Here is a 2,280-nt window from a genome sequence, read left to right as displayed (position 1 = left end):
CGGCGGGCCGGAGCGCAGTGCGGTATTCGCCTATCTGAATACCAATAAGCGCTCGATCGAACTCGACGTCGACGCCCAACCCGAATTGCTGCATCAGCTCCTCGCGTCGGCCGATGCGGTCATCGGCGAGCTGTCGGTGAGCGAACTCGCCGGCCGCCACCCGACCGTGGTGTTCTGCTCGGTCACCCCGTACGGCGTCGAGGCACCGCCGGAGCTGCACAACGCCAAGAGCTTCAACGTCTTTCACGGCAGCGGCTGGGGTCTACACACCCCCAGCCATGCCGACCCGGCCAAGCCGCCGCTGAAAGGACCCGGGCGCTTCCTGGCCGACTACGAGGCCGGACTCGATGCGGCCCTGTGCGTCACCTCGTCCCTGTTCTGGCATCTGCACACCGGAGCCGGCCAGTTCATCGACGTTTCAGCGCACGCCGTCCTGGCGTCGCGCGCCGACTGCGTGTTGGGCAGGTTCATCACCGGCGAGGTCACGCCGCAGAACACCCGCGACGACTACGACCAGCAAGGCCCCGCCTCCTTCTTCGCCTGCGCGGACGGATTCGTCTACCTCTATATGACCAGCGGTAATCACTGGGCCGGCCTGAAATTGCTGATGGGCCAACCGGACTGGCTCAACGAGTTCGAGGACGACTGGCTCGAGTTCTCGGTCACCCCGCAAAAGGTGGCGACGTTTCACCACGGGTTCGCCGCATGGGTCCGCGGGCTCGGCAAGGACGCTGCATCCGAAGAGGCCCAGCGGCTGGGAGTTCCGCTGGTGGCCGTCACAAGCGCTGCCGATCTGAAGACCTCACCGCAGTACCGTCACCGGGGCTTCTTCCACGACGTCAGTCATCCAGTACTGGGGGGCGCGGCCTACCCCGGTGTCCCCTACCTGTTGAGCGCATCACCCGCGCGCATCATCAGCGCGGCACCCGCCCTGGGTGAACACAGCGACGAAATCCGTCGCAGCGTTGAGATGCCGCGCGCGAAACCGACGGTTAAATCACCACAACTCAAGCCGCCCAAGGTGTCCCGGGGTGGCCCGCTGGAAGGCGTTCGGGTCGTCGAGCTCACCAAGGTGTGGGCGGGTCCATACGCCGGCAAGCTGCTGGCGTTCCTGGGCGCCGAGGTGATCAAGGTGGAAAGCTCGACTCACCCTGACGAGATGCGCGCATACGGCGGCACCGACATCAACCACGCCCCCTTCTTCCTCAGCATCAATCCCGAAGTGCTCAGCGTGGAATTGGACCTCAAGTCCGTGACCGACATCGGACGGCTCCGCGAGCTGATCGCCCGCAGCGACATTGTCATCAACAACCTGCGGCCCGGCGCGATGGAACGGATGGGTCTCGGCTACGAGCAGCTGAAAGGCGTTAAACAAGACATCATTTCGGTCTCAATCAAGATGTGGGGCAACGACGGGCCGTTTGGTTACCAAACCGGCTACGCGCCGTGCTTCGCCGCGTTGGCCGGGGTCGCTTCACTGGTGGGTTATCCGGACGGGCCGCCGCTGGGTACCAGCATGCGTTACGGCGATTCCACCGTCGGTGCCGCCGCCGCGTTCGCCGCCGTCGTGGCGTTGCTGCACCGCGAGCTGACCGGTGAAGGCCAATTCGTCGACGTGTCGGCGGTGGAAACCCTGTCGTCGATGATCGGCGACTGCCTGCTCGCCCAGGAACTCACCGGAGCGCAGTTGCTGCCCGACGGCAACCGGCACGCCGACATGGCCCCGCACAGCTGCTACCCGTGCGTCGGCGGCGACTGGATCAGCATTGCGGTGGACGACGAAACTCGATGGCGCCAGCTGTGTCACGAGCTCGATGCCACCGGGCTGGTCGACGACCCGCGCTATGCCACCCTGGCGGATCGACTCGAGCACACCGATTCGCTCGACCTCGACCTCGCGAAGCTCACCCTTAACCACGATGCGGGGCAGCTGGCGCGGCGACTCAGGACGGCCGGTGTGCCGGCCGCCAAAAGCGCGACGGCTCTGGACATCATCAGCGATCAGCTGTTGTGGGACCGTGAGCTGTACCGTTTCGTCAGCGACCACCGCGAAGGGCAACGACCGGTCCTCGCGGCGCCGTGGCGGATGTCGGTCGTGGAGGCCGAGATCGCACGCGGTGCGCCCGATCTCGGCGAGCACAACGCCTATGTTCGTGACGAGATCTTGCACGCTCACGTCTTGGAGGGAATATGACGACGACGTTGGCCGGCACCGTGGCGCTGGTCACCGGCGCCAGCAGCGGCATCGGCGCCGCGACCGCGCGGGCATTGGCCGAGCAC

The 2,280-nt window shown here is 65.9% G+C and carries 1 protein-coding gene; it reads left to right on the top strand.

Going from position 1 to position 2,280, the window contains the following annotated elements:
- Positions 1-2,194: CoA transferase (locus WAN02_RS10240; protein WP_422264041.1), on the top strand; the 2,194-nt coding region annotated here is incomplete at its 5' end.
- Positions 2,195-2,280: the final 86 nt, after the last annotated feature.

It is taken from the genome of Mycobacterium sp., assembly GCF_049281135.1.
GTDB lineage: Bacteria > Actinomycetota > Actinomycetes > Mycobacteriales > Mycobacteriaceae > Mycobacterium.
The sequence above is the reverse complement of the archived record's forward strand: the minus strand, read 5'-3'. Positions and strand labels throughout refer to the sequence as shown.